The sequence below is a fragment of the Paenibacillus crassostreae genome, assembly GCF_001857945.1.
GTDB classification, from domain to species: Bacteria; Bacillota; Bacilli; order Paenibacillales; family Paenibacillaceae; genus Paenibacillus_AQ; species Paenibacillus_AQ crassostreae.
The window spans coordinates 2,263,196-2,285,391 of record NZ_CP017770.1 but is presented as its reverse complement, the minus strand read 5'-3'; the positions used below and the strand labels follow the sequence as shown (position 1 = coordinate 2,285,391).

General features: G+C 40.1%; 20 protein-coding genes. 14 read left to right on the top strand and 6 right to left on the bottom strand.

The window, feature by feature from the left end; genetic code table 11:
* Window positions 1–35 precede the first annotated feature (35 nt).
* From LPB68_RS22275 to LPB68_RS10680, 4 genes are all read left to right on the top strand, one after another.
* On the top strand, window positions 36–497 hold the full coding sequence (locus LPB68_RS22275; protein ID WP_082865543.1) for a response regulator: 462 nt from the start codon (window positions 36–38) through the stop codon (window positions 495–497).
* A 9-nt stretch (window positions 498–506) separates the two neighbouring features.
* Window positions 507–1,670, top strand: coding sequence for a diguanylate cyclase (locus LPB68_RS10690; RefSeq protein WP_082865542.1), 1,164 nt, complete (start codon window positions 507–509; stop codon window positions 1,668–1,670).
* Window positions 1,671–1,687: 17 nt separating this feature from the next.
* Window positions 1,688–2,050, top strand: coding sequence for a response regulator (locus LPB68_RS10685; protein ID WP_068654626.1), 363 nt, complete (start codon window positions 1,688–1,690; stop codon window positions 2,048–2,050).
* Between the two features lie 248 nt (window positions 2,051–2,298).
* Entirely contained in the window at window positions 2,299–2,844 is a 546-nt protein-coding gene (locus LPB68_RS10680; protein ID WP_068654624.1) for a 50S ribosomal protein L25, read from the top strand.
* A gap of 167 nt (window positions 2,845–3,011) precedes the next feature.
* On the opposite strand, the gene LPB68_RS10675 is transcribed toward LPB68_RS10680, so the two are convergent.
* Window positions 3,012–3,563 (bottom strand): helix-turn-helix domain-containing protein, encoded by a 552-nt coding sequence (locus LPB68_RS10675; protein ID WP_068654622.1) that lies wholly within the window; start codon window positions 3,561–3,563, stop codon window positions 3,012–3,014.
* Window positions 3,564–3,713: 150 nt separating this feature from the next.
* Here LPB68_RS10675 and LPB68_RS10670 point away from each other — a divergent pair, with 150 nt between their 5' ends.
* Window positions 3,714–4,118: a DoxX family protein gene (locus LPB68_RS10670; RefSeq protein ID WP_068654620.1), complete on the top strand. Its 405-nt coding sequence runs from the start codon at window positions 3,714–3,716 to the stop codon at window positions 4,116–4,118.
* 148 nt (window positions 4,119–4,266) lie between these two features.
* Here LPB68_RS10670 and udk read toward each other — a convergent pair whose 3' ends face one another.
* On the bottom strand, window positions 4,267–4,890 hold the full coding sequence (udk, locus tag LPB68_RS10665; protein ID WP_068654618.1) for a uridine kinase: 624 nt from the start codon (window positions 4,888–4,890) through the stop codon (window positions 4,267–4,269).
* Window positions 4,891–5,400: 510 nt separating this feature from the next.
* Here udk and nrdI point away from each other — a divergent pair.
* From nrdI to LPB68_RS10645, 4 genes are all read left to right on the top strand, one after another.
* The gene (gene nrdI / locus LPB68_RS10660) at window positions 5,401–5,760 is read left to right on the top strand and encodes a class Ib ribonucleoside-diphosphate reductase assembly flavoprotein NrdI (RefSeq protein WP_068654616.1); all 360 of its coding nucleotides are present in this window, start codon (window positions 5,401–5,403) and stop codon (window positions 5,758–5,760) included.
* The gene (gene nrdE, locus LPB68_RS10655; RefSeq protein ID WP_068654614.1) at window positions 5,747–7,831 is read left to right on the top strand and encodes a class 1b ribonucleoside-diphosphate reductase subunit alpha; all 2,085 of its coding nucleotides are present in this window, start codon (window positions 5,747–5,749) and stop codon (window positions 7,829–7,831) included. Before nrdI ends, nrdE begins: the two co-directional genes overlap by 14 nt.
* A gap of 87 nt (window positions 7,832–7,918) precedes the next feature.
* Window positions 7,919–8,875: a class 1b ribonucleoside-diphosphate reductase subunit beta gene (gene nrdF, locus LPB68_RS10650; RefSeq protein ID WP_068654612.1), complete on the top strand. Its 957-nt coding sequence runs from the start codon at window positions 7,919–7,921 to the stop codon at window positions 8,873–8,875.
* Between the two features lie 155 nt (window positions 8,876–9,030).
* Window positions 9,031–9,864: a protein-glutamine gamma-glutamyltransferase gene (locus tag LPB68_RS10645; RefSeq protein ID WP_068654610.1), complete on the top strand. Its 834-nt coding sequence runs from the start codon at window positions 9,031–9,033 to the stop codon at window positions 9,862–9,864.
* A gap of 290 nt (window positions 9,865–10,154) precedes the next feature.
* Here the strand turns inward: LPB68_RS10645 and LPB68_RS10640 are convergent, their stop codons facing one another.
* From LPB68_RS10640 to LPB68_RS10630, 3 genes are all read right to left on the bottom strand, one after another.
* Window positions 10,155–11,009: a hypothetical protein gene (locus LPB68_RS10640; protein ID WP_068654608.1), complete on the bottom strand. Its 855-nt coding sequence runs from the start codon at window positions 11,007–11,009 to the stop codon at window positions 10,155–10,157.
* A 106-nt stretch (window positions 11,010–11,115) separates the two neighbouring features.
* Window positions 11,116–14,064 (bottom strand): DEAD/DEAH box helicase, encoded by a 2,949-nt coding sequence (locus LPB68_RS10635; RefSeq protein ID WP_068654606.1) that lies wholly within the window; start codon window positions 14,062–14,064, stop codon window positions 11,116–11,118.
* Window positions 14,061–15,710: an SWIM zinc finger family protein gene (locus tag LPB68_RS10630; protein ID WP_068654604.1), complete on the bottom strand. Its 1,650-nt coding sequence runs from the start codon at window positions 15,708–15,710 to the stop codon at window positions 14,061–14,063. The genes LPB68_RS10635 and LPB68_RS10630 overlap by 4 nt, the downstream gene beginning before the upstream one ends.
* Before the next feature lie 270 nt (window positions 15,711–15,980).
* Here LPB68_RS10630 and LPB68_RS10625 point away from each other — a divergent pair, with 270 nt between their 5' ends.
* Window positions 15,981–17,297: a hypothetical protein gene (locus LPB68_RS10625; protein WP_068654831.1), complete on the top strand. Its 1,317-nt coding sequence runs from the start codon at window positions 15,981–15,983 to the stop codon at window positions 17,295–17,297.
* Complete coding sequence (locus LPB68_RS23670; protein WP_257786631.1) at window positions 17,298–17,423, top strand: hypothetical protein; 126 nt, start codon at window positions 17,298–17,300, stop codon at window positions 17,421–17,423. It abuts the gene before it with no gap.
* Between the two features lie 117 nt (window positions 17,424–17,540).
* Here LPB68_RS23670 and LPB68_RS10620 read toward each other — a convergent pair whose 3' ends face one another.
* Window positions 17,541–18,359 (bottom strand): arsenite methyltransferase, encoded by an 819-nt coding sequence (locus tag LPB68_RS10620; RefSeq protein ID WP_068654602.1) that lies wholly within the window; start codon window positions 18,357–18,359, stop codon window positions 17,541–17,543.
* A 401-nt stretch (window positions 18,360–18,760) separates the two neighbouring features.
* Between LPB68_RS10620 and LPB68_RS10615 the strand changes: the two genes are divergently transcribed.
* From LPB68_RS10615 to LPB68_RS10605, 3 genes are all read left to right on the top strand, one after another.
* A complete protein-coding gene (locus tag LPB68_RS10615; protein WP_071193210.1) occupies window positions 18,761–19,978 on the top strand; it encodes an IS110 family RNA-guided transposase in 1,218 nt (405 codons plus the stop codon).
* A gap of 440 nt (window positions 19,979–20,418) precedes the next feature.
* Window positions 20,419–21,111: a response regulator transcription factor gene (locus tag LPB68_RS10610; RefSeq protein WP_068657095.1), complete on the top strand. Its 693-nt coding sequence runs from the start codon at window positions 20,419–20,421 to the stop codon at window positions 21,109–21,111.
* Complete coding sequence (locus LPB68_RS10605; protein ID WP_068657097.1) at window positions 21,108–22,103, top strand: sensor histidine kinase; 996 nt, start codon at window positions 21,108–21,110, stop codon at window positions 22,101–22,103. The genes LPB68_RS10610 and LPB68_RS10605 overlap by 4 nt, the downstream gene beginning before the upstream one ends.
* Window positions 22,104–22,196 lie beyond the last annotated feature (93 nt).

Sequence of the window (22,196 nt, the reverse complement as noted above, 5' to 3'; positions counted from 1 at the left end):
TTGGCAGGCATAAATAAGCCGTGAGGAGTTGAACCTTGAACACAGATAAATATAAACAACTTGTCGAACAGCGGATTATAAGCACGTTCGATGAATGGACAACTAGAGCCACGGTTGAGGAAAGGGAAATCTATCGATTCTTACACAATATTAAAGGTACCGCTGGAACGATCGGGATGCTAGAAATTGAGAAGGTAGCAGAACAAAAGATAAATATATATTCAGATCAAGGTAATCGTCATTTCACCTATCTCGAATGGTACGAACAGCTAAAATCTTTACTAGAAGCTATTTCAGCCGACAAAGGACAAGGTCAACTTTCAGAGGGTGTAATAACATCGCAGAATCCATTATGGGAAATGCATGAGAATCGAATTCTGATTATCGATGACGATGTCGAGTTAGCTGGTTATTTGAAGGAGATATTAGAGGAACATAGCTATCCAGTTAATCTCGCATTAACAGCTGAACGTGGATTGAAGCTTTTCTACGATTAGAAACCGGATATGATCCTGCTGGATATTCTTCTTCCAGATCGTAATGGGTTAGAGCTTCTCAAGCTAATTGTTGAAAAGTCCAAACAAGAGCATTCACCGATCATTGTCATGAGTAGCGAGGATACCAAAGAAAATCAGCTGAGTGCGTATCGTTCTGGAGCTATGGACTATATTGCTAAGCCGATAGATCAGGAATTAATTATTGCTCTAATAGAGAACCGATTTCAAATTAAGCAGCAATGGGAGCAGCTAACCATAATAGACGAGTTAACGGGTGTCTATAATCGTAAACATTTCAATCGGATGATGAAGCATCTTATCGCAGATTTTCACCGATCGGGACGTGTATTTACCATTGTAATCATAGATATTGATTATTTCAAAAAAGTAAATGATACTTATGGCCATCTCGTGGGAGATGAAGTACTTCGACGTTGTGCTGACACCATAGTGAATAACATGAGGCATGAAGATACTCTATGTCGTTATGGCGGAGAGGAATTTGCACTGCTTCTCCCCAATACAGACAAAAATCAGGCGCTAGAAGTACTTGAGCGAATTCATCATGCGATTTCATCCTATATTTTCTCATTTAAAGATCAACAATTACAAGTCACGTTTACTGCAGGAGTAACCAATATTCACTCGGACAATGCACATTCTGAGAAACTGTTTGAAGAGGCTGATCAAGCTCTCTATGTGGGGAAGCAGTCTGGTAGAAATCAGACGGTTCTTTTTTCAACGGAAGTAATAAGTAAGCATAACGAACAAAGATTAAATATTATCGTCGTTGATGATGATCGACTTATTCGAAAAATAATTATGTCGGAATTCACGAAATGGCAGCCGAACCGAAATATAGTTGTTTCGATTAAGGAATATGACAATGGTACTGATTTCCTTCAATCTGATTGGTATTCAGAGCAAGAAAAATATATTATTCTGTTAGATGGGATTATGCCGGAAACGGATGGCGTAGAGGTGTTGAAGAGAATCCGCTATGAATATCCTGAAAGTAATATTGTTGTTGCCATGTTAACAGGTAGAAGCAACCAGACGGATATTATTCATGCGCTTCAACTTGGGGCCGATGATTATATAGTTAAACCTTTCCAAATGTCCGAGTTAGTATCGAGAGTTGAACGATTAGTGCAGAAAATATGTAGAAAATAATAAATTCTGGAGGTTCTATGAAGAAAATATTGATTGTCGATGATGAAGAAATCCTTCGGTTGTTAATATCAGACACCTTGGAAGATTTAGACGTACAAATTGAGATTGCGCAGGATGGAAAAGTTGCGTTAGAGAAATTGGCAGAAACCGAATACGATTTGATACTTTTAGACTATATGATGCCAGAACTAACGGGGATGGAAGTGTTAGAACAGCTGTCTAAAGAACAGAGAGCGCGGACGCCCATTCTAATGTTGACAGCTAAGGCTCAAGATGCAGATCGGACCAAGGCCTTGGAAGCCGGAGTAAGAAGGTTTATTCCCAAGCCATTTAGTCCACTGGAGCTGTTACAGGTAGTGCAGGAAATCCTAAATGAATGATGACGGTAATTCAAGTTCGACAAGGTACCAGCTATATGATAAGGTTAAAGGAAACCTATAGGCATTCCACTCTTTTTGAGTGGGGTGCCTTACTGTATATATATGGGTTTTTACATTAAATGTCTTATATTATATGGAAGGACTTGGAGGTGGTGATGCTATGTTTCTCTCTTTATCCCTAGTCGGGGAAGATCCAGCGACTACTCAAAAAGCGCAAAGATCATATCATAAAGAGGAGCGAATAGATCATGACAACATTATTTCAAGCTGAAGAACGCACACATTTGAATACATCTGGACTTCGTAATCTACGTAAAGGAGGCCGCTTACCCGGTGTTGTTTTTGGTAGAAATACAGAAAATGAGATGATTCATATTTCAACGATAGATTTTCAGAAATGGTTAAAACGAGGCGCAGTTGGTTTTATTGAATTGCAACTTGAGGGGAAAGAGTCCTTATCTGTATTATTAGAAGATCTACAACGTGATCCAGTAACTAGGGATTTGTTACATGTTGATTTCCAACAAGTACAGACCAACGAGATCGTACGTACAAAGCTTGCGGTGAAAGTCAAAGGTACGCCAATTGGTACTAAGCAAGGTGGAGTAGTTCAAATTCAAAGCGAGTTTGTTGAGATAGAGGCTTTGCCAAGACATTTGCCGAATGCGGTAGAGTTTGATATTAGTGATATGAATATCGGGGAATCATTGCTTGTAAGTGACTTGAAATTACCAGCAGAAGTAACGGTTATTTCTGGCGGGAATGAGTTGCTCCTATCCGTTGTAAAGCCTTAATACAATATTATAGTTAAATTTAGTATATACGAAACAATTTCATAATTACGGCGATTATGAAATTGATTCACCTAGACAAAAACGCTGTTTCTGCAACTAACATGCAGATACGGCGTTTTTGTGCACTGATATGGTGAGTGAATTTATATCATCAGGTAGATATTTCATCAGATTAAATCTTCTTGTCGTTGTGTCTCTGTATAGACGGTGATAAGCACTGTTGCAGGTTGATCCCCTATATTCTTCACTAAATGGGGCGTACAAGCATGCCAACTAAAGGAATCACCCTCCTCAAATTCAGCGAAATCTTCTCCCTGCTCAGCGTAGATCTTTCCTTTAATAACAAAATGAACTTCTTCTCCTTCATGTGCATGTGGAACTTTACCTGTAGAAGCTCCAGGAGGGAATTCGACAATCATCATTCTGACATGGTTAGTTGAACTTAAGTGTTCTACATTTAAATCATCCGTACCGCTTTTTGTTATTCTTCGTTCGTTATTTCGCACGATACTCATGCGTTCTTCTTTTTGTAATAGTAAATAAGCCAAGGGGATTTTTAGAGTATTCGCGATACTTTCCAAAGTGGATATCGAGGGTGAAGTTTTATTGGTTTCAACCTGACTCATAAATCCTTGAGATAATCCAGTAGCCTCACATATTTGAGCGATGGTCATATTTTTGCGCTTGCGAATTGTTCGTATTGCAGAGCCGATATCCATTCCATTTCACTCCTCGAAATATTAGTAATACATAATATAATTTTATATTAACAATTTTCCTGTTGACATGCTAGTGTGATTTCATTTATATTACTAATACGAATTATATATTTTTATTACAAATAATCAAAAAAGGTGGAGAATAGAAAGATGAAGAGAATTACAACAGTATCAACAATAATGCGTGTTGTTTTGGGAATATTATTCCTAGCCCACGGAGTAGATAAATTGCAAATGGGTTTAGGTAATGTTGCAGCTTGGTTCGGATCTATGGGTCTACCTGGATTTGTGGCTTATGGGGTGGCTGTACTTGAACTTGTTGGAGGTATTATGCTTATTGTTGGTCTATTTACACGATATGTATCGGCAATATTTACAATCATGCTCCTAGGAGCTATCGTTACAATGAAACTTTCTGCTGGACTGCTTGGAAACGGTCAGATGGCGGGATACGAATTAGATCTGACCTTTATGTTAGTAACCATTTATTTAAGTGCTGCTGAACCTACGTCACTGTCTATCGATCAAGCTATTCTTAAGAAACGCAAGGTTTAATAGAGAGGCTTCGTTCGGATTTGGATGCTCAATTGCAGGAGTTATAACTTCTTGATATATTTTCTAACCAGAGTTGACTAGAGGGTGAAACCCATAACTGCTACAATAACCCAATACCTATGCGGTATTGGGTTATTGTTTTACTCTATTACTTGTGATCGCCCGTCAAGTATTTCTCTGTCAGAATAGATAACATCTGAATGCCGACCTCATTATGCCCACCTTGAGGGATGATGAGATCAGCGTATTTCTTGGAGGGTTCGATAAATGCTTCATGCATCGGCTTAACGGTATTCAAATATTGATTATGAATGGATCGAATCGACCGGCCTCGTTCCTCAATATCCCGAACCACACGACGTAGGATACGCACATCGGGGTCTGTATCGACGAATACCTTAATGTCGAGCTGATTCCGAAGGTTCTCATCAGATAGGATATGTAGCCCTTCTAGAATAGCGATATGGTTCGGTTTGAGTTCGACCGTCTCCGTAGTAGAGCGAGCATGAACCGTGAAGTCATATACTGGAGCATGCGCAGCGTTGCCCTTTTTCAGACAATGTAGATGTTCAATGAGTAGATCGTTGTCAAAAGCGAGTGGATGATCATAATTGATCGATTCACGTTCACTCATGGTGAGATGTGAATGGTCTTTATAGTAGTTATCTTGCGATATAAAAGTAACTTTGTCCGATCCAAGACGGTCAATGACCGAGCGTGCCACTGTCGTTTTACCAGAACCAGTGCCACCGGCGATACCGATTATAAGCATGGTGATTCAATACCCTCCCTAAGATAATTCCCGTTGCAATTCCAGTATTGTAGCACAGCATTAACATTATTTCACCTCAGATCGTGCAAATGAATTGAGGGTTTCCTTAAAATTCGACAAATTTATGGATTAATACGATATCTGATAACATTTTTAACATATTATTGAACAAATACCAATTGAATATGCAATATAAATTAAGAATTAATTCATTTCACTGGGCTAGTCACAGAGTCTATGATATTATAAATTTTAACTATATTTTTAATCTTTAAATTTTAGTATAATTACTTTCTTGCCCAAATATTAAGATATTACCCGTTCCACTTGATATATTATTTATGTTTGACTCAATCTATATATTGATGTATTATCAACTATACAAACTACATATTGATTTATCTGCAAATTTATAACGAAAGATTACCATGTAATGAGCATCAGCGTATTTGGTTTTTGGAGAGAACCAAATGCGTTTTTTGATGCTGAAATTCAGTAGGAGTGAGATCAATGCTAATAGTATACGATTCTAGAACCGGAAACGTAAAAAGATTCGTAAACAAGCTGAATATGCGTGCAATTCCGATTGAAGAGCGTAATTATGTGGAAGAGCCCTTTGTGCTTGTGACTTATACAACAGGCTTCGGACAAGTTCCAGAGAAGGTACAGTCCTTCCTCTCCCGCAACAAAGAGTTGCTCAGAGGGGTATCTGCAAGTGGTAATCGTAACTGGGGAACGAAGTTCGCTATGAGTGCGGATACGATATCTGATATGTACGGGGTTCCAGTCATTACGAAATTTGAGTTGTCAGGTACGAATTTAGATAAAGAACAATTTGTCGAAGGGGTGCGAAGAATTGAAGCATATTGAATTGAACAACGAATTAATGCAACGTGGGACGGATGGTTTTTACCAACTCGATAAAGATAAAGAAGCGGTTGCCGCTTTTATGGAAGAACTTGATGAGAAAACGATGAAGTTCGGCTCGTTACGTGAGAAGCTCGACTACCTGATTGAGAATGATTACTACGACAATATGTTCGAGAAGTACACTTATGAGCAAGTAGAGTCCGTGTTTGCAATCACAGCAAGCAGTGACTTTCAATTTGAATCCTATATGGCTATTTCGAAATTCTATAAAGACTATGCTATGAAGACAAACGATAAGGGCATGTACCTAGAGCAGTATCCAGATCGCGTCGCTATTGTTGCTCTACATTTAGGCGAGGGTGATTATAGCAAGGCTATACGGATTGCTGAGGCGATGATCGAACAATGTCTACAACCAGCTACACCTACGTTTCTGAACGCTGGTAAGAGCCGCCGTGGTGAATTAGTCTCTTGCTTCTTGCTTGAAATGGATGACTCACTTAACTCAATCAACTATGTTATTGGAACATGTATGCAATTGTCGAAAATTGGCGGTGGTGTAGCGGTAAACCTGTCGAAGTTACGCGGACGCGGTGAGCCGATCAAAGGGGTGGAAGGTGCTGCGAAGGGTGTTATGCCCGTCCTAAAGCTGATGGAAGACTCTTTCTCTTACGCTGATCAGATGGGACAACGTAAAGGCTCCGGAGCTGGTTACTATAATATTTTTGGTTGGGACGTTCTTGAGTTCCTTGATTCTAAAAAAATTAACGCGGATGAGAAGCTACGTATAAAGACGTTGTCGATCGGTCTGATCATCCCTAATAAATTCTATGAACTAGCTGCGCAGAACAAGTCATTGGTTGTCTTTGGACCTTATTCTGTTCACAAGGCTTACGGTAAGCATCTGGATGATCTGGATATGGACGAGATGTACGATGAACTACTAGCAAATGAGGAAGTTACGAAGAAAACGGTCATGAGTGCTCGTGATATGTTGACGAAAATTGCTTCTATCCAGTTAGAATCGGGCTATCCATACATTGTAAATAAGACGAATGCAAACAAAGAACATGCTTTGAAAGATATTGGAACTATTAAAATGTCTAACCTATGTACGGAGATCTTCCAGTTAATGGAGACTTCCGAAATTAATGATTACGGTGTAGAAGATAATATCCGTCGTGACATCAGTTGTAACTTAGCATCACTCAATATTGTGAATGTTATGGAGCGTGGGAAGGTCAAAGAATCAGTACGCGTCGGGATCGAAGCTCTTACAACGGTAAGTGACCTATCGAAGATTGATAATGCACCTGGTGTACGTCGTGCGAACAAGGAGCTTCATTCAGTAGGCTTGGGGGCAATGAACCTAAACGGCTATCTAGCGAAGAACAAAATAGCCTATGAAAGTGCAGAAGCAAGGGAGTTCGCAAGTACGTTCTTCATGATGATGAACTACTATTCGCTTGAGCAAAGTATGGAAATTGCGCGTGACCGTAAGATTACGTTCCTTGATTTCGAGAAATCTGAATATGCAAAAGGAACTTATTTCGCAAAATATCTTGAGACAGACTACAGACCACAATCTGATTGTGTGAAAGAGTTATTCACTGGTATAGAAGTTCCATCACCACAGGATTGGGCTCATCTGAAGGAACAGGTTCAGAAGTATGGCTTGTATCATGCTTATCGATTGGCTATTGCACCAACGCAGAGCATTTCATATATTCAGAATGCAACTTCTAGCGTTATGCCAATCGTTGAACATATTGAGACACGCACATATGCGAACTCGACAACCTATTATCCAATGCCATTCCTCAGTGCAGAGACACAATGGTTCTATAAATCAGCTTATAACATTGATCAATTCCGGTTGATTGATATGATTGCAGATATTCAGCAACATGTGGATCAAGGGATTTCAACGATTCTACATGTGAATAGTTCAGTATCTACTCGTGAGTTATCCCGTTTCTACATTTACGCAGCACAGAAAGGGCTTAAATCGTTGTACTATACACGGACGAATAAGTTATCAATCGAAGAATGTACAAGTTGCGCAATATAATATAGAACATGAAATCTACAATAAAGCCGGCGGAGTAGGCTGTGAATATCTTCCGCCGCTTTTTTATAAAAAGGAGATACTACATAAATGAAGGCAGTTAACTGGAACCGACCGGATGATGATTATACGTTAACATTCTGGCAACAGAACATTATGCAGTTCTGGACGGATGATGAGATTCCATTATCTGATGATAAGATGGATTGGATGGTAATGACTGACCAAGAGAGAACGACTTATAAGCAAGTTCTTGGGGGGCTGACATTGCTGGACACCTTGCAAGGTGGTGTTGGCATGCCGAAGGTGTTGGAACATGTAGAAGGTTTGCAACGCAAAGCAGTGCTTGGTTTCATGTCAATGATGGAGCAGATTCATGCGAAGTCTTATAGTAGTATTTTTACAACATTGACTTCAACAGAAGAGATCGATGAGATCTTTAAATGGGTAGAGAATAATGAACAACTACAGTTCAAGGCTAATCTGATTGAATCATGGTACAAGGATATTCATACGAAGCAAGACTTATATAGAGCGATGGTGGCTTCGGTATTCCTCGAGAGCTTTTTATTCTATAGCGGTTTCTTCTATCCACTGTATCTGGCGGGTCAAGGTAAGATGACGAGTAGCGGAGAGATTATTGACCTTATCTTACGCGATGAGAGTATTCATGGCTTGTATGTGGGTACCTTGGCGCAGGAGATATATCAAGAGTTTCCGTTGGAAGAGCAAGAACAGCTACAGAAGGAAATCTTTGAGTTATTAGATACGCTATACCAGAATGAAGTGAATTATACGGATGCGTTGTATACGCCAATCGGTCTGCAGGAAGAAGTAAAAACGTATGTCCGTTATAATGCTAACAAGGCATTGATGATCCTTGGCTTCGAGACCTATTTTCCAGAAGAACCCGTTAACCCGATTGTATTTAATGGGATCAGTACACATACGAAGCAACATGACTTCTTCTCGAAAAAGGGGAATGGTTATGTGCGGGCGATCAATATTGAGCCACTGTCTGATGACGATTTCGTGTTTAATATATAATAGAAAAATAGAGACTGTCTGATCAAGGATGGCGAACAAGGTACACCGAAGGCCTCTTGGCTTTCGGTGTATTTTTGATAATGAAATCTGCACATACATGTCATGTGACACGTACAATAACCTAAACTATGAATATACAGTATGGGGGGAGTACGATGATCTTAATCCCGGGTTATGATGTTGAACAAATCATTAGTACATTACAGTTGTCCAATTTGGAGAAGGATATTGTGCAACTTAAGAACAATAGCCATTTAATCTATCGTTATGATTCTCTGGCATCTTTAGCATTCGAGCTAACCATGAGAACGGCAATCGTGGAGGCAGCTTATGCTTTAGATAAGAGTGATGTAAGTTTTGCTGTATTCAGACAATCTCGCTGTAATACCCAGTTATGGACAAGAACAGAGAATGGTGGTTTCAGATTGAATCATGGGATCCCGCCTGCAGATGGAATCAATGATATTTTTGAGAATGGGAAACTCTATGCTTTTGAATGTGCGACTGCAATGGTGATTATCTTGTACAGGGCTACGCTTAATGTCATACAAAAAGATAGTTTTAACAAGTATTTCGAAGACTTGTACTTAAGGGATTGGAAATATGATAGCGACTTAAGGTTACTTATTACTAATCATAATAATGAGGCGTACCCCGGGGATATTGTATATTTCAAGAATCCAGAGCATGCGCTAGAAACACCAGAATGGCAAGGGGAGAATGCTGTCTTGTTAGCCAATGATTTATATTTCGGACATGGTCTGGGGATCAGAACTTCGGAACAAATCATAGCCGCTCTTAATCGAAGAAGAATACCTTGGAGCAATAAATCAGCCTATCTCTCGAATGAAGTACTTCATCCAGATTTTGATGATGTGCGGAAGATGTCTACAAGAGGAAATCATAAGGTAGAAGGCAATATAGTAATTAACAGCGGAATTGCGGCTAAGATTGGGAGCCAAAAGTACTATTCTAAAATGAAAGCATAGCGGTAATATCCATGCATAACAAGCTGAAACGGCTACGCCGTCCTTTTAAAGGAGTTTACGCTTCCGATGATAGCGATACTTCGTATCACTTTAAGGTATCCGTTTCAGTCGAAATATAAGATATAGAGTATGAAGAATCAATTTCATAATTACGCAACCCGATTTAAGTGCATCGGCGATTATGAAATTGATTCAAGTGTAACTTATACTTTCTTATATTTTGAAAAGAGGCAGCCCTTCAAGGGTTGCCTCTTATTTGTAATATTGAGGGTTCTAATGTGATAGCTGACCTAATCAGAATTCTTCTCTCCTTGATCTTTGCTACCCAGGGTAATGCCGAGTTGTCCGTCATGATTACCTAAGTGGCCGCCAATACCTAGCCCAACTCCTTGGCCGCCACCCAATTGTGCTTTGGCATGGGCACCCAATCCTTGTGATCCACCAAGCTTAATTCCAGTGTTGAAGCCGATTCCTTGATTAAGCCCTAAGTGACCCTCCACATTTGCACTGAGTCCTTGATCTCCGCCGAGTTGAGCGCCTGTGTTGATTCCAGCCAGTTGACCACCGCCCAATTGGCCTTTTGCTTGAGCACTTAGACCATGTTCGCCACCGAATTGAGCATCCGTATTGAAACCGGCTAATTGTCCTCCACCGAATTGGGCTTTAGCTTGAGCTCCTAATCCGTACGGACCACCAAGTTGTGCTTCACCGTTCATCTCAAATCCCTGACTTTTGTTTAGCTCAGCACTTGTCTGTATGTTAACTCCATATTTCTCACCAAGGTGTGCATTCGCTTGTGCGCTTACACCTTTGAGTGCTGCATGACCATCCGCGTTAAAGCCGACGCCATGTTTACCACCTAATTCTGCTCCGGTACTAAGGCTAAGGCCCTCGTCTTTACCTATATTCCCTTGTACTTGGCCCTTCACAAGTTCGGTTCTACCCATTGGATAGCCTTGTTGCCCGTAAGGCTGGCCATACCCATACAGTTGTGTTGGAAAGGGGTAAGACGGAGCAGGGGGAGGAGGCGGAGTTGCTTGTTGATAGTCTGGATATTCTACTCCATAGGGGTAAGCTGCATGACTTTGTGAAGGGTAGAGATGGTAGTAATGAGTGAACGGGAAATATTTTTTTCTAATGGGCATATGAATAACCTCCAGAATAGACTTGATGATATAGCCTATTCACAGAGAGTTTGAAATGACACCTATCAAGTCGATCGTCTTGAAAAAAATGGATCAGCTGAATAAATTAACTGATCCCATTCCGCCGCAAGGCGAAAAGGTCTTGCAACTCCTCGGTTGATAGTTCAGTAATCCAACCTTCAGTGCTGGAGATAACATTGTCACTGAGCTGTTGCTTACTCTCTAACATTTCATCTATACGTTCCTCTAATGTACCGAGTGAGATGAACTTATGGACCTGTACGTCCTTTGTCTGTCCCATTCGGTAGGCGCGATCTGTAGCTTGATTCTCCACTGCTGGATTCCACCAACGGTCGAAGTGAAAGACATGGTTAGCCGCTGTAAGATTAAGTCCTACGCCTCCCGCTTTGATCGAAAGAATGAATACGGATGGTTGCTCCTGAGGTGGTAGGATCTGAGATTGGAATTGATCAATCATCGTATCACGCATAGATTTGGAGGTGCTTCCATTTAGATAGAGAACAGGCTCCTGAAGCTCTTGCTGAAGTACCTGTTGAAGTAACTGACCCATACCTATATATTGCGTAAAGATCAAACAACGCTCGCCCTCCTCCCGCAATTCTTTGACCATCTCGAGAATACGTTCCAGCTTAGCTGAACGTCCGACCAGTGTCTCTGTATCCAGTATGACAGTATGATTATTAGAAGACGTCGGAATCGGCTCTTTCGTTAGAAGCATAGGATGGTCACATAACTGTTTAAGATGCGTAAGTGCAGCAAGGATAGCCCCTTTTCGCTCAATTCCCTCTAGCTTCTGCATCCGTTCCATGAGTTCTGAGACCGTGTGATCGTAAAGGGCTCCCTGCTCAGCAGTGAGATTAATATAGGTCTTCATCTCATTCTTATCCGGTAAATCAAGTTGGATAGCGGGATCCTTCTTCTTACGGCGGAGCATGAATGGTTTAACTAACTTCTGTAAATCCTGTGTCCGTTGTTCATTATGGTCCTTCTCAATCGCATTAATGAATCGGCTATTGAAGGCTCTTGCATTACCGAGATAACCTGGATTGATAAAGTCGTAAAGAGACCATAGCTCAGATAGACGATTCTCAATTGGCGTACCTGTAAGCGCAATACGATGTTTCGCAGAAAAGCTTCTTACAGCAGAAGATTGTTTGGTCTGGGCATTCTTAATATTCTGCGCTTCATCTAAACAAAGGGATTGCCAAGTGAATTGTTTAAGTATGTCTTGATCGAGAGTCGCAGTCGCATAGGAGGTTAGAACGATATCCGCTTGTGCAATCTCTCCATGAAAAGATTCACCGCTATCACGTCTACTTCCATAATGGAGCATGACCTTTAGCGAAGGGGCAAAGCGAGCCAATTCCTTCTGCCAATTGCCCAATACCGAAGTGGGGCAAATGAGGAGGGAAGGCATGCTAGTATCCGAATCTGCAAAGGTCTCTTTAAGATGTAATAAATAGGAAATATACTGTACGGTTTTACCGAGTCCCATATCATCTGCAAGACAGGCGCCAAGTCCGAATTGGCGTAAAAAGGCGAGCCAGGTAAACCCGTCTTGTTGATAAGAACGCAATTCCGCTTGTAACCCGTCAGGCACAGCTAATGTCGGCCACTTGGTCTGACCTCTAAGTTGACTCATAATCTTCATTAGATGTTCATTCAGTTCAACTTCAAGTTGAATTCGTGCGGAATTCTCCTGTTGTTGCTCCGAAGCGTCATGCTCAGGTTCATCATTATTTCCTAGTAAGTGTAGCTGTAAAATGTCTTGGAAGGATAGGCCCTGTGACTTATCTGTCCCTGCCATGGCTTGACGGATCTGCGCAAGTAGAGCTGGATCAAGTGGGATCCACTGCCCCCTGAAGCGAACCAAACGTTCATTACGGGCCACGAGTTCGGTGAATTCCTCTTCGGTGAGTTGGGCATCACCAATGGCAATACGCCAATCGAAGTTAACAATAGAGTCCAGTCCGAATAGAGAAGTTGTAGTTCTACCCTCATTGGTGCGGACCTTGGCACGAAGCTTAGGTTTCTTCCGACTAGCTTCTTCCCACCAAGCTGGAAGAAGCACTTGCCATCCAGATTCCAGTAGCGTATTACTATCTATGGTTAAGAATCTCCAAGCATCTTCATCCGACAGTGGACCGCTTAATACATATTCGCTGTTATCATCGAAACGCCCTTTAGGTAGACATGCCTGCAAACGTTCCAACCAACTTACGGAACGGTCATGAACATGAGTTGACCAATGATCAGGCCATGATCCGAATGCTTGGCCTTCTTGCGTAAGCTGAATACGCTCAAGTAGGGTGAGATCAGATTTATCCTGTAGTACAAGCTGAAGATGCCAAGAAGGCTCATCGTCATAAGGCTCCAGTAGTTGCAGTAATGGACGGAACGGAGCAGTATCTGCTCTCCAACCTATTGTAATGAGCCAGCTATGTTCATCCAGACCATGAGGAGTTGTACCAACGTTAGCGAAGAGCAACGGATACTCTCTTCGTAAATCAGTGGCCTCTAATTCTGTTCCATAGTAGCGTTGAGATACGGTAGATGAGAATGCCGCACATAACCCTTCAATCATACTGGTGTTACTGATCCTGATCTCCTCTAAGATAGACTGTTCTTCTGTATTCATTGCTGACGGGTCCCAGACCCATTGCACCTTTCCTGACAGAAAAGCCTCGTAACTAGGGATATATTTCTTTTCGTCTATATATTTAAGCAATAAAGGTGTTAGCCGGACCCATGGGGATTCATCCTCGATCCATGTCCATTGAATATGTTTCAGAAGCTTCTGTTCCGCAAAGAAAGGAATAACCTGCTCGGAGGGAAGAACGACAAGATCAACATCTTGCACGGTTTGAACTTCTAGTTCTGTCCCATAGAAGGAAGCTTCATGCCATGCGAATAGGAGATGTTTCATCATCTGGCCTGGCACATAATTAAAAGTATTGGTAGAGCCATAGATTAGTGCATCTCCATAAGCACTCAAGTTGATATGAATAGTGATGGTTTCATTATGTTGGCTCATGAGATCAGTTTTCCTCTCCGAAGCTCCTCTTGGAGTGCGCGTAATCGACTATAGCGAGTAACGAATGAAGCGATAAACAGCTCCCAGCGTGCTTCTTGTTTTAATTTTTTATAGAGCTTTGATAGTCGCTTTAATAGCTTTACAGCTAGCTTATAACTGTCTCTATTCTTCTGAACAACATATCTCTCAACAGCTTGATGATAGAAGGGTAATAGCAATTCGGGGGCATGTTTCTCAACAGGCTGAAATACGGTTACTCGATAATCAAGAGGTTCCCTTCCAGTGCTTAATTGATAGTCCATCCATTGCTTCCATTTACCATGGTTCAGTAACTTCTCTTCATAGATATTTCTAGAAAGAGGTAGCATACTGACTAGTGTTGCCCACATTGATTGTTCTGCTTCCGGGTGATACTGAATAGTCGTCTCCCAATAGCTCCAGTATTGATGTAGGTTACTATTCCGATTACTACTGAGTAGGGGGCCAATTTGGATAAGCCATTCTGTCAACCGAGCCCATTCTTCTGTTTGCATTAGGATAGATAGGAAATGATATAGATGATTGGGATGGATCGTGTAGATTTTATCCCCAACTTTTAAAAGAGCCCACGATAGCTCATCTTGAGTCAAATAGAAGTGCATCCAGCTCTGAGCCAGCATCCATGGGAGTCTTGATAGTGAAGTGCCAAGCTCATCTTTAGCCGATTGTAAATGTTCTAATTCCTCTAAGTACATCTCCGAACCGATATGATTAGGATAAATCCAATGGGACCAGAGTTGATTGTAGACATCTAGAAAATATTGCAGGTTCTGAGGTTCTATGAGCATATCATTACGTAAACCTTTTAATGTTTCCTTCATATATGGCCAATTCTCTGGTTCGGTCGGAAGCGGAAGCTTATTTAAAAAGGTACGTTCGATCTCTGCTAGCACATCATCAGCAGCAACCTGTGTATGAAATCCCATATAGAAATTGGAAATATTCTCAGACTTCTGCAATGGTTTCACTAGCTTTTTCAATACAAATAGATGTACCTGTAAATGGAAAAGGAGCTCCATCACTGGTGAAAGTTGAGGTTTAATCGTGTATATGGATGCTAAAGCATTCTGTGCATATTGTCCATTGGGGATCTTCATCCCTAATGGAGTAATACATTGCTCGAATAGCTCATACCACTCTGAAATAGGCTTCGTAGATAGGTGACTAGCTTGTTCTTTCAATTTAGCAGAAGCTTCTGCCTTTTGTAATGGTGTTTGAATAATTGAACGATTAGCCGCTGTATGTGGAGATGGCTTGGTAACTTGTTTGAACATGGCTGCTGAATGTGCATTCACGAGCGCATGGACTGAACGATCTTGTAGATTAGCGTACTCTAACAGGACAGCAATGATATGCTTACAGTTGGCCGTTACAGGACAGTTACAGTGATTAGCAGAGAAGGATTCTATATTGATCTTAATGGAGTAGTCCTCCGTACCTTCGACTACAGCCTCAATGTGGTCAGGACCTGACATGGTGAATGAATGAACACGTCCCTGTTTGAAATATTGAAACCCACGCTTGATCGTCAGGTCATTGAAATTGTGTGCAACGTTTTGAATAAGATTTTGCCATTGCGTATCATCCATAATATAGGTTGGGTTCATTATAGTGAGTCTCCTGAGAGATTTATAGTCGAGATTTATATATTAATAATATCACTTTTGCTTGAAAATTAGGATTATATAGTGATTGATCAGATTACTAGTGAGTTACATAACGGAAAAAAAGTAGAAATATGTAAAATATGTTATTGACCAATGGAATAATTAGACATATAATTCACTTATACTAATATATGGGATTTGGAAATTGTGATATTATGGGGTGATCTATTGAACTCTACTACTTGTATACGTACAGAGATAGAATATTACATGAATAATAATAGAATGACATTACAAGGGCTATCGGAAGAAGCGGGCATGAACAAAGGAATTTTAAGTGCCATAATCAATCGAAGTCCACCGAAATCAATCGCGGTAAGTCACTTAGATCGAATAACAGCAGCGATGAAACTTCCAGAGGGAGCTCTTTACGACTTGTACGTAGATGAATGTTTTGTTACGAACAATCCCAATTGGCGACGATTAAGACCCTTCATACTACGCTGCGCTGCAATAGGTAACTACGATTGTATCGAAGAAGTGTTGGAACGGCTTGCCGATGATCTTTCGTACCTTCCAGGTATATTTATGACGGCAGAATTACTCTACCAAGAAGGCAGGAACCAAGCAGCCACAATGTTGTATAAATGCGTAGCTGTAGGAGAGAAGTATCAGCATTCTGAGCGGTTAGCTATGTGTCAGTATCGGTTATTCTCTCTTTCAATCGGCCAAGATCAGTCTGTTAATTTCCGTGCTACAGTTCAGTTTGAGCCTTATGTTGATCGTCTTCCAGAAGATATTCAGTTGGATGCTCTCCGTGAATTAGTTAATCTCTATTTCACTATGGAAGAAATGGACAAGGTGATAGAGATTTCTGAAAAGATGGTATTTAGAGCGGATTGCCAACATGCGGTTGAGATGCGGAAGGTAGTTCGAACGAAAAGAAAGATTAGATACCCTGTTCTGGCATATAGAGCATATGGGTATCTGATGTGGGCTGCTGCATATAGCAGAAAAGGAAACTATGAAGCAGGTTATAAATATACGTTATTATACACTGAAATGGACTGGTCTGAAGAACGAGAAGAGGATGTGCATACGCATATTGCTAAATTTCAGAAATGGGGTGAAGCTAATAAATGTGCATTTAGACTTCGTCTAGGAGAATGGGCAGTGTTGCCAGATTATGTCGCTTATATGAGTGAGAATGAGGAAGAGGTCCTATCGGGTCTTCTTATGATGACGGAGTCAGCAAATAAATATGACATTGATGTGGATCAGGTGTTGAATCAATTTGAAGATCAGATTACGTCTTTTAGTGAATCGAAATGGTCCTCTGGTTATACAGAGCAATTTAGTCCCAATCGTAGTCTTAAATTTCTGACTGAATTAGGTGTTTATTACTTACGGAGACAACGATTTGATATGGGTTTTAAGTGGATTCTTCATAGTTTACAAACATCCATTAGAATAAATAGTAAGTCAGGTTTTATTAGTTGTGTTAGGGTATTCGAGGAATTTAGGTATGTTGCATCACCTGAATTCCAATTGGAATATACAAGAATAGTGAAGGAGATGCGGAAATAGATGAAGAACAAAATGGTTGGTCTACTGATTGCCTTGATTATTGTTATAGGATTTACGAATCCATTTGTTCCTGTAACTGGCGGCCAAGTAACTCCACTTGGTGATTATGGTACAGGAAATTTTTAAGTTTCCGAACCAATGAATGGTTGGATAGAATTGCTCTACATATTTGAAATTGTATTACCAGACAGTCCCGATGATGGGACTGTCTTTATTTATTTATGTTTGTTCTGAAATAGATTACTATTTCTTTGTTGCCTTTATGATCGCAGAGACAATATAGTTCTCGATATTTGAACCGGGAACCCAATCTTTAATAAAGGATAATGATTCATCTTTGGGCTCAATAGATATGTCACTGAATCCACTTTGTTCGAGCATTGCACTTAGAAGATCAATGGAAGATGCTCCAGAAATGCATCCTGAATACAGTAAGTTCATGTCATTCTTAATTTCAGGTGGGAGTTCAGCCGTCGTGACGATATCAGATATTGCAAGGCGGCCGCCGGGTTGAAGTACACGGTATGCTTCACGGAACACTTGTTGTTTATCTGGTGATAGATTGATAACGCAGTTGGAAATAATGACATTTACCGTATTATCTGCTACTGGGAGATATTCAATTTCACCTAAACGGAACTCGGTATTCGTAAATTCCCCCTTAATAGCGTTGTTACGTGCTCTACTAACCATTTCTGGAGTCATATCCACTCCGAGCACATGGCCTGTATCACCCACTTGGCGAGAAGCAAGGAAACAATCAAAGCCACCGCCACTACCAAGATCTAAGACCACTTCACCTAATTGCATATCTGCGATAGCTTGGGGATTGCCACAACCGGGACCTAAATTTGCCCCTTCGGGTACAGCAGATAATTCATCATTGGAATAACCTAGTTGTGCAGAGATCGTGTTGAAGTCTGTCGGAGTATCACAGCAACTGATTGTATTGTTTGTATGTGTGGAACCTTCTGAATAACTCGGTTCAACCTGTTGTACCGCGATTTGTTGATACCGTCCTCGCACGTTCTGGCGAATCTGGTCATTCGTAAGCTTAGTCATAAACAATCATCCTTTCCCAATGTGGGGTACAGCCAACATTTCGGAAATTTTGTACGCTAAGCAAATTTCAACCTAAAAAAGTCGGATTCCAGCACGCTAAGGAACTGACTTTTTATTTGGCTTGTTAAGCTGAAGCCTCTGTTAGTCATGCATGCAGCGCAAGCGCCGCACCACAGATGATGAAAATGGGACTACAAATCTGTCTATACTGCTACTATGGCTGGGAGAGGAAGGTCGATCAACTATGGTGCCTTAGAGCCCATCCGTTAGTCTGACTCCAACGATCACGGTGCATCACAGATTGTCGCTCCCTAATGGGAAGCACTCATGGGAGATTAATCCTACTCTGATTGTTGCACCAGCCTCTTACCTAATTTAGCCATAGAGAGGATATTTTTAAGGTGGAAATCGTTGTTGAACGAGCATGTGGTATGGATATTCATAAGGATAACATTACAGCATGTATTCTAACGTCGAAGGGAAAGGAGATTCAAACGTTTTCAACTAAAACGGAGTTTTTATTACAATTAATTGACTGGATTAAACAGCATGAGTGTACTCACGTTGCTATGGAAAGCACCGGCGTATTTTGGAAGCCTATTGTTAATTTACTTGAAGCTGAAGGAATTGAATTCTTAGTGGTAAATGCTCAGCATATGAAAGCATTGCCTGGACGTAAGACGGATATCAAAGATTCGGAATGGATTGCAAAGCTCCTACGTCATGGATTACTTAAAGCAAGTTTCATTCCAGACCGAAATCAACGGGAACTTCGAGAACTTGTTCGGTATCGTCGTAGTATCATTGAAGAAAGGGCTAGACAACATAATCGAATTCAAAAAGTATTAGAAGGAGCTAATATTAAACTCAGTTCTGTTGTTTTTGATATTATGGGCGTCTCCTCTCGCGACATGCTCCGTGCCATTGCTGATGGTGAAGATGATCCTGAGAAACTAGCGAACTTCGCTAGACGCACCAAGAAACGTAAAAAGGATGAGCTCGCACTTGCTCTTCAAGGTTATGTAAACCCTCACCAACGGCTGATGATTAAGACCATTTTAACTCACATTGATTTTTTAAGTGACCAGATCGTGATTTTAGATCAGGAAGTCGCTACGAGAGTAGTCCCTTTTCATGACGATGTCGAACGTTTAGATTCAATTCCTGGGATAGCCACTCGAATGGCAGAACAAATCTTAGCGGAAATTGGAACCAATATTAAGAAGCAGTTTCCCAGTGCTGAGCATTTATGCTCATGGGCTGGACTTGTACCTGGGCATAACGAAAGTGCAGGAAAGAGAAAATCTGCTAAAGCTAAAAATGGAAACAAATATCTGAAGTCCGCCTTAGTTGAAGCAGCTCATTCTGTTGCAGCGTCAAAGAACTATCTAGGTGCCATGTATAGACGAACCGCAGCGCGAAAAGGAAGGAAACGGGCAGCGATCTCTGTCGCGCATGCTATGTTGAGAATAGCCTACTATCTGTTAACACGTGAAGAAATGTATGTATACCTGGGCGAAGATTATTTTGACAAACAGAAGCAACAATCTATTGTGAAATACGCAGTTCGACGACTAGAAAACTTAGGTTATTCTGTAACTATTGCAGAAGTTTCTTAATTCATTAATATACCAATATCCCTTATCTCAGGTGCTGTGACCTTCAAAAAAATGAATGAACCGCGTCTTATTTACGTTTGCCTTTTTACAGTAACTGCAGATTTAATTTTCATGGGAGTATGACCAAGACAATTGGATAAGGAGAAAAAAGTCTGATAAGCAACTAATAAAGTGGATTTTAAATAGAATCTTCCGCAATCGGGCCAGATTGTAGAGTAATACAAAACATAAAGTGGTTTTGTATATGAAATTATATGTAGAGTTACAACGACACTTAATCAATAATGGTGATTTTTAGGCCACTATATAAAGTAAGGTCTTTTGTACAAAAGACAAAAAGTAATTTATTTTTTTTTGATTCTTATTTATACTTTTATTCATCCTATTATAGGTATAGGAGATATAGGAGAATATAGTTAATAATAAAACAGGAGGATTCGATGTATAAAATATTGATTGTCGAAGATGAAATGAATATTGCTAATGCAATAAAAGACCATCTTGAAAAGTATGGCTACCATTGTCACGTTGTAGTCGACTTTGACAAGGTTCTTGAAGTTTTTCAAGATGTAGGGCCGCATCTTGTCATAATGGACATTAATCTCCCTGCCTTTGATGGATATTATTGGTCCCGTAAAATAAGACGCGTGTCAAATTGTCCTATTTTGATTCTTTCCGCTCGTGTGGGTGAATTAGATCAAGTGTACGGCATTGAAAATGGGGCGGATGATTTCATTACAAAACCCTTTTCACTTGACGTAGTACTTGCGAAAATAAATGGACAAATTCGTCGGATATACGGTGAATATGCAAATGTTTCAAACACCCGAACTTTAAAAAGAGGAAACACAACTTTAAATATAGACGCTGTTCGATTATCGTCACCCGGGCAGGAGGAGCTGTTGACGGCAAAGGAACTCCAACTCTGTACAATGCTTTTTGAAGCTTTTCCCAAAGTTATAACAAGACAACAGTTACTTTCAGCCATTTGGGATGACGAGACGTTTGTCGAGGAGAATACACTGACGGTAAATATCGTCAGGTTGCGTAAAAAATTAGAAGTTATTTTTTCTTCTTTAGAAATTACGACTATTCGAGGAATTGGCTATCAATTAACGGAGAAGAGATTATGAAATTATTTTTACGGGATCATCTGAGTTTTATTATCCTTTATATCATTACGTTTATTACTCTACCGATAGTTATTCATCGATTAGATGGGTTTGAAAATCATTATGGATACTTTATATTTTTATCTATTATCTTACTAGCCATTCTGCTCTTTGTTCGTTACGTACGCCGGAAAAAATTCTATATGCATATTGAGAAAGAAAGTATAGATATAGACGAATTTCTAATTCATCAGCCAAACGCTCCAATTGAAAAAGCATATGCAGACCAATTGAGGTCAATTCTTTCATCTCTTCTTTCAAAGGATGAAGAACATAAGGATTTCTTACAAGAACAGCAATTGATGATTTCTCAAGCTGTTCATCAAATGAAAACGCCTCTTTCTGTTATCCAATTGCTTATTCAATCAAATCAGTCAAATGAACCAAGGTTATTTCTTGAATGGCAAAAAGTAAAAAAAGAATGTAACATGTTGAATTTCGCTTTAAATCAGTTGTTAATGTATAGTCGGTCTACAAAAATATTAGTGGATCTAAAGATAGAACCAATTACATTAAAGGATATTGTACAGGAAGTTGTTAACGATTTAAAAGATTACTTTATCGAGAATGAAATATATCCTAAAATTACAATAGAAGAAAACATAACGATTTATTCTGACCGTAAATGGCTCAAGGTTGTTGTGTACCAGTTGCTAAATAACGCCGTCAAATATGGTAAGAGGGAGTCCATCGTATTAGTTAATTATGAAAATGGACAGTTGTTTATCCGCAATAAAGGAGAAACGATACCTACAAGTGAAATAAATCGTGTTTTTGATTTGTTTTACACAGGTTCTAAAGGTCGGACAATAGGTGAAGCAACTGGTATTGGTCTATACTTAGTAAAAAAGGTTCTCAATACCTTAAACCATTCATTCGATCTATACTCTGCCAATAATGAAACAATATTCACAATCGACTTTTCAGGAAATACTGAAACGGCTATCAAATAAGGTAGCCGTTTTTGTATATGGCAATTCTGTCATATTGCTGTCATGTTCAAAGATTTTATGAGTAGAAGGGGGTGGTTATACTAAAAAGTAATA

Bases quoted from the DNA above. Each gene is read 5' to 3' on its own strand.
- LPB68_RS10690 (WP_082865542.1), top strand. From the start codon at position 507: ATGATCCTGCTGGATATTCTTCTTCCAGATCGTAATGGGTTAGAGCTT.
- LPB68_RS10685 (WP_068654626.1), top strand. From the start codon at position 1,688: ATGAAGAAAATATTGATTGTCGATGATGAAGAAATCCTTCGGTTGTTA.
- LPB68_RS10680 (WP_068654624.1), top strand. From the start codon at position 2,299: ATGACAACATTATTTCAAGCTGAAGAACGCACACATTTGAATACATCT.
- LPB68_RS10675 (WP_068654622.1), bottom strand. From the start codon at position 3,563: ATGGATATCGGCTCTGCAATACGAACAATTCGCAAGCGCAAAAATATG.
- LPB68_RS10670 (WP_068654620.1), top strand. From the start codon at position 3,714: ATGAAGAGAATTACAACAGTATCAACAATAATGCGTGTTGTTTTGGGA.
- udk (WP_068654618.1), bottom strand. From the start codon at position 4,890: ATGCTTATAATCGGTATCGCCGGTGGCACTGGTTCTGGTAAAACGACA.
- nrdI (WP_068654616.1), top strand. From the start codon at position 5,401: ATGCTAATAGTATACGATTCTAGAACCGGAAACGTAAAAAGATTCGTA.
- nrdF (WP_068654612.1), top strand. From the start codon at position 7,919: ATGAAGGCAGTTAACTGGAACCGACCGGATGATGATTATACGTTAACA.
- LPB68_RS10645 (WP_068654610.1), top strand. From the start codon at position 9,031: ATGATCTTAATCCCGGGTTATGATGTTGAACAAATCATTAGTACATTA.
- LPB68_RS10640 (WP_068654608.1), bottom strand. From the start codon at position 11,009: ATGCCCATTAGAAAAAAATATTTCCCGTTCACTCATTACTACCATCTC.
- LPB68_RS10635 (WP_068654606.1), bottom strand. From the start codon at position 14,064: ATGAGCCAACATAATGAAACCATCACTATTCATATCAACTTGAGTGCT.
- LPB68_RS10630 (WP_068654604.1), bottom strand. From the start codon at position 15,710: ATGAACCCAACCTATATTATGGATGATACGCAATGGCAAAATCTTATT.
- LPB68_RS10625 (WP_068654831.1), top strand. From the start codon at position 15,981: ATGAATAATAATAGAATGACATTACAAGGGCTATCGGAAGAAGCGGGC.
- LPB68_RS23670 (WP_257786631.1), top strand. From the start codon at position 17,298: ATGAAGAACAAAATGGTTGGTCTACTGATTGCCTTGATTATTGTTATA.
- LPB68_RS10620 (WP_068654602.1), bottom strand. From the start codon at position 18,359: ATGACTAAGCTTACGAATGACCAGATTCGCCAGAACGTGCGAGGACGG.
- LPB68_RS10610 (WP_068657095.1), top strand. From the start codon at position 20,419: ATGTATAAAATATTGATTGTCGAAGATGAAATGAATATTGCTAATGCA.
- LPB68_RS10605 (WP_068657097.1), top strand. From the start codon at position 21,108: ATGAAATTATTTTTACGGGATCATCTGAGTTTTATTATCCTTTATATC.